This is a genomic window from Gilliamella sp. wkB18 (genome assembly GCF_001690875.1).
Classification (GTDB): Bacteria; Pseudomonadota; Gammaproteobacteria; order Enterobacterales; family Orbaceae; genus Gilliamella; species Gilliamella apicola_A.
This window is the reverse complement of the sequence record NZ_LZHM01000107.1, coordinates 1-5,998: the sequence shown is the minus strand read 5'-3', so window position 1 is coordinate 5,998 and position 5,998 is coordinate 1. Positions and strand designations below refer to the sequence as shown.

Annotated in this window: 4 protein-coding genes; all 4 read left to right on the top strand. The window is 38.0% G+C overall.

Annotated elements, in window-relative coordinates:
- Window positions 1-3,398: hypothetical protein (locus A9G48_RS11730; RefSeq protein WP_176702016.1), on the top strand; the 3,398-nt coding region annotated here is incomplete at its 5' end.
- A gap of 16 nt (window positions 3,399-3,414) precedes the next feature.
- Window positions 3,415-4,242 carry a DUF6708 domain-containing protein gene (locus tag A9G48_RS10590; protein ID WP_065576149.1) on the top strand — a complete coding sequence of 276 codons (828 nt, stop codon included), beginning with the start codon at window positions 3,415-3,417 and terminating at the stop codon, window positions 4,240-4,242.
- A gap of 29 nt (window positions 4,243-4,271) precedes the next feature.
- A complete protein-coding gene (locus A9G48_RS10585) occupies window positions 4,272-5,099 on the top strand; it encodes a DUF6708 domain-containing protein (RefSeq protein WP_065576148.1) in 828 nt (275 codons plus the stop codon).
- A 22-nt stretch (window positions 5,100-5,121) separates the two neighbouring features.
- The gene (locus A9G48_RS10580; RefSeq protein ID WP_065576147.1) at window positions 5,122-5,949 is read left to right on the top strand and encodes a DUF6708 domain-containing protein; all 828 of its coding nucleotides are present in this window, start codon (window positions 5,122-5,124) and stop codon (window positions 5,947-5,949) included.
- The last annotated feature ends 49 nt before the right edge of the window (window positions 5,950-5,998 follow it).

Here is a 5,998-nt window from a genome sequence, read left to right as displayed (position 1 = left end):
AAAAACTCAAAGACTCACCGTCTGAGGCAACTGGCAACCGAGCCGTACCGTTTAAAGATATTTTTGGTAGTAGTTATCAAACTTACCAAGCAGAAAACAGCAAAGTACTGGAATTTCGTTTTGATGAGCATCTTGATAATTTTGAATCGGTACATGGGTTTACCCGTTTAAAAGACCAAAAATTAAAATATGTGCTACATACCAATCAATTATACCAAGGGGATAAACCGATATCCTGCGGCGTCGTGCTGGAAGACACTTTAGGCATCGCCGAAGAACTCAACTCGCAACGGGTATCGCACCTGCATGTATTTACCCCCCAAGAAGATAGCCACGCTCCCTCAAAAGCTAAATCCTTAATGCCTTTTGACCGTGACGAAACAGAAGTATACCAACGGCGGGGTGAAGCACTGTATAACCAAGTTAACCCCAAGTTAAAACGCATGTTTAAGTATTATCAAGCTGACATGTTTAAAAAGCGCACGATTTTACAGTTAATGGAGAATTATCGAACTTCAATTGAAGATGCTTATGACACTGAAATCGCTCGGCTACAAGAACACTATGAATACCTAAAAAATATTGATGCCGCTTATGACTCTGGTAATGAATTTTTACAAAAAGTCGAATATGAAATTAAAGACACCGAATCAGAAAAGGCCAAAAAAATTGAAAAAATAAACCAGCAGATTAATCATGGTGAAGTTAATAAATTTAAAGATGAATTAGAAAGCGAATTTAAAGAAATAACTCACTATTATAAAGAGTGGTCACAAGACTATTTTACTTATGTTCGTTGGTTATTTGGCGATGCAAAATTTATCTCGCCATACAGCAAAATAAAACCGACGTCTTTTAATCAAAATCATTTTTGGCAGAAAGAGTTTGATTTTTCAAACGATACAAGCTCGCTTATTCATATAAAAGAAATTATCCAAATCTTGATTGATTCAACCCATGCAGAAGTGCGTTTTGAAGAAGACGATGCCCTATGGGATGAACTACTGAGCAACCCAGCTAGTATTTTTTATATAGTAGAGCATAAAAATAACCAAGGGATTGACCTTGAAGCAATGGCATTTCTCGATTTAGACACCGATACACCGGTAAAATGGCGTGATGTTATCAGCCAATCAACTGGTTTTGCTTCTGCTTATAATGCGCATCAAGAACAAAAGATACAAACCACTAAAAGCAATAAAGAGCAAGCCCTTCTAAAAACCAAAGAGAGCTTAGAGCTAGAGATTGAAAAAAAACAACAAGAAATTAACGCCAAACAAGAAGCGTTAAACCAACATCAAAACTATGACCCACAAGCGCATTACAAGCTACAAAAAATAAGAAACCAAAAAATTAGCGAGCTTAACCGACTAAAAAAATGTTTAAATTCGATTAATGACAAACTAGCCGAAATGGCAAGCGCACCCATTGTCATAATGGATGCGGGTAAAAATCGATATCTGCATGAGTTAGGGCTTAAAAAATACACGCTTTTAAAAACCAATAAGCAACACCAGCCTATTGAGCCACGCTTAAAACTGCTTGATACGTTCTCTTATTTAAGCGATTTGGGGGGGCACCCTGTTGAGTTTACTATGCAAGTGAGACAAGATAAGATTCGACAAGTGTACGCACTATTAACCCAACTACAAGGGAGTTTTTTCCGTGAAAACAGCTTAACGGGACCTGAAATTGCCTTTTTAGAAAAATTTGATGTCACCGACCCAAAATATGACGTCGGGTCAAAAAAACCAACAACTCAAAAGTTTACCTTTACGCTCTGTTTTCCAGATGAGTTTAGTAAAGGGATAGTGGTCAGCTATCTAAAAAATAAAGAGATACTTACCCCTTATGATTTTAAAAACTTTTTAACTAGCAAAATGGCGGGTTATGTCACCTTGGTCAATCGTACAACCGTATTACAACGCAAAATTGACATGGTCAATCAACAAAAATCCCGCAACGACGAAGCGATTCACCAGTCGAATGAGAATAAACGAGAAGACAAAATCAAACAGCGTGAGATAAATCGCGAAATCGAAGCGATGAATCAAAGCGAAATGGAAAAAGCGAAAATTGAAGAAAAACTGTCAACGCATAAACAAGTAAAAATAACTCGTCAAAGTGCTAAAGCAGTTAAACTTAGCTATGGTGTCAATGCAATAATGGGCGTTATCAGCATGTTAAATATTCACGATAACCTAAAAGCGTGGGACACCGTTAAAGAAGGTGAAAGCCAAGATAAAAAAATGTACCAACTGGCGATTGACTTAGGCTCGTTAGCGTTATTAAGTGTTGATAGCGTGGCTTTATACCGTGACATCAAATTAAAAATGCAGCTAGTTAAAGCGATGCGTTCAACAGTTTCGGGCACATTAGTGCCTGAAATCGAAGCCAGACTGATGTTAAATACCTTGATTTCTAAAACCATAGCCAAAGCCTTTGCGGCTATAACTATTTTTGAAGCCTTAGGCGAGTTAAAAAGTGCCTTGGGGATGTGGAATATGGAGCATAAAAGTTATTTTAGAACTAGATTGTTTGGTTCTCTATTCTTAGGTGTTGGTGCTGTCCTATTATTATTGGGAAGTGAATTGACTATAGGGATTGGTGCCCTTTTATTAATTTCAAGTTTATACTTAATTGCTTATAGCAAAAAATACGATAATTTTACCCCTATCGATCACTGGTTAAACCGCTGTTATTTTGGGGTGCAAGAAGAGTTTGCCTATTTAGGGTATGGCGCTTATCACGAAGAGCAAGAGGCATTTGTGGGGTTTGGGCAGTCGGTAAATGACTATTTAGTTGCGGTGTCGGGCATTGACACCTTTATGATCTTTAAAAAACCAAGTTCATTTAGTGGGATGAAGCTACATCACCGCCACCTCTATTTTTATTTAACATACCCGAATAATGCAACCATCGCCCACCTGCCGTTGCAGGCCACGGTTACATTATTTGGTAAGAATGGGCAACGTGATGAGGATATGATTGAATCTCGCTTTAATATCAGTTCAACAGGGGTAAATAACCACTCAGTAGTGGCGCACTCCCCAATCCACCTAAACGAAGATAAAGCCAAAGAAACCCTAAAAATCACCGAATATGTCACCACCGATAAAAACTATTTTATCGACCATTATGAAGCAAAAACCTTTAAAACCCTCACTCAGGGCAAAGCGGTATGGCAATCTAATTTTACCGATATTGAAAAAATCGAAGTAAAAGAGCCAGCTCCTAACCAGCCAGAAAGTCACCTAACGGTAATAACCTGGGTAGCGGGCACCTTTGCTTATGATCTAATAAATAACTACCAAATCAATATCAGCCCTAATGCACAAGATGATAACGAAATCCCGCTTATCATTAATCGAAGCAGCAACCAATTTCACGATGAATAAATAAAAGGAGAATAAAATGCCATCAAAATACCGCCCGCAAATTCTTGGTTGGTTTGGGGATCTAGATAAAGGTCCTTATAGTGTACCTTTGCATGACGATCGCTTAAGTTATGCCAATAATACCTATTGTGCCTTTATTCGTCAGGATCACAATGATCAGATTTTTTATGGTTGTCTCCACTTTATTGTTACTATTTTGGGAAGTATATCAGTTGTTGGATCTTGTACATTTATTATGGATTATGATAATCCTGATCGTGGTAGTATGCTTTGTTTAATTGGAATTATTGGATTTATTACTTGTTGCCTCACTGTGTATTATGCGGTTCCTCAACTGTATCATTATCTATTCTCCCGCTATGGCAGCCCCATTATATTTAATCGTAAAACCGGTAAAGTCTATGTAAATGAAAGTTACTTTTTTAACTTTAAGTTTTTACATCACCCTTCGGTATTTTTACAACCGAAAAAACGCCGAATAAAAGAATATGATTGGAACGATTTGCACGGTGTTATTATTCATAATATGTCACGTAATGCCTTAAGTTCAACCGTGTTAATGGTCTGCCAACCGGGCACGCACCAAGTGATAGATCATATTATGTTAGATCCTATGCGAGCCGGTGCAGGAAGTACATTTGTTTGGGGATGGATCAATAGTTTTATGGTGCATTATAAATCTGCCAATATCGATGACGGTGAATATAAGTCAGATCAAGAAGCGGAATTTAAAGCCCATAGGATTGAAGGTGAAGGCTGGCCAGAATGGATGGTCGAAGCGTTTAATGCCACATCGCAAGAAGAGCTCGCCGAAATCAAACAACGGCACCATATAACGGAATAACCCAGATGATTAAGGAATAAGGAATAATTATGCCATCAAAATACCGCCCGCAAATCTTTGGTTGGTTTGGGGATCTAGATAAAGGTCCTTATAGTGTACCTTTGCATGACGATCGCTTAAGTTATGCCAATAATACCTATTGTGCCTTTATTCGTCAGGATCACAATGATCAGATTTTTTATGCTTGCCTTTACTTTGTTGCTACTATTTTGGGAAGTATATCAACTGTCGGTGCTTTTATAATGATTTTTTGCTCCAATGACTCTGAAATTGGTAACAAAATAACAATAATAAGCATCCCTAGTTTTATTGCTTGTTGTCTCGCTATGTATTATGTTATTCCCAAACTGTATTATTATCTACTCTCCCGCCGTGGCAGCCCCATTATATTTAATCGTAAAACCGGTAAAGTCTATGTTAACGAAAGTTACTTTTTTAACTTTAAGTTTTTACATCACCCTTCGGTATTTTTACAACCGAAAAAACGCCGAATAAAAGAATATGATTGGAACGATTTGCACGGTGTTATTATTCATAATATGTCACGTAATGCCTTAAGTTCAACCGTGTTAATGGTCTGCCAACCGGGCACGCACCAAGTGATAGATCATATTATGTTAGATCCTGCTCGAGCCGGTGCAGGCAGTACATTTGTTTGGGGGTGGATCAATAGTTTTATGGTGCATTATAAATCTGCCAATATCGATGACGGCGAATATAAGTCAGATCAAGAAGCGGAATTTAAAGCCCATAGGATTGAAGGGCAAGGTTGGCCCGAATGGATGGTCGAAGCGTTTAATGCCACATCGCAAGAAGAGCTCGCCGAAATCAAACAACGGCACCATATAACGGAATAACTCAGATGATTAAGGAATAATTATGCCATCAAAATACCGCCCGCAAATTTTTGGTTGGTTTGGTGATCTAGATAAAGGTCCTTATAGTGTACCTTTGCATGACGATCGCTTAAGTTATGCCAATAATACCTATTGTGCCTTTATTCGTCAGGATCACAATGATCAGATTTTTTATGCTTGTTTGTATATTATTGGTTTTATCTTTGGAACTGGCTCTACTTTGAGTTTTCTTTGGTTAATAACGGAATATGATAATCCTACAATTAAACCGTTTACTTTAATGATAATTATAGTTGGATTTATTGCAAGTTGTTTAGGTATGTATGTTCTAATTCCAGAACTCTATCTAAATTTGTTTTCCCGCCGTGGCAGCCCCATTATATTTAACCGTAAAACCGGTAAAGTCTATGTTAATGAAAGTTACTTTTTTAACTTTAAGTTTTTACGGCATCCTTCGGTATTTTTACAACCGAAAAAACGCCGAATAAAAGAGTATGATTGGGACGATTTGCACGGTGTTATTATTCATAATATGTCACGTAATGCCTTAAGTTCAACCGTGTTAATGGTCTGCCAACCGGGCACGCACCAAGTGATAGATCATATTATGTTAGATCCTGCTCGAGCCGGCGCAGGAAGTACATTTGTTTGGGGATGGATCAATAGTTTTATGGTGCATTATAAATCTGCCAATATCGATGACGGCGAATATAAGTCAGATCAAGAAGCGGAATTTAAAGCCCATAGGATTGAAGGTGAAGGCTGGCCCGAATGGATGGTCGAAGCGTTTAATGCCACATCGCAAGAAGAGCTCGCCGAAATCAAACAACGGTACCATATAACGGAATAACCCAGATGATTAAGGAATAAGGAATAATTATGCCATCAAAATACCGCCC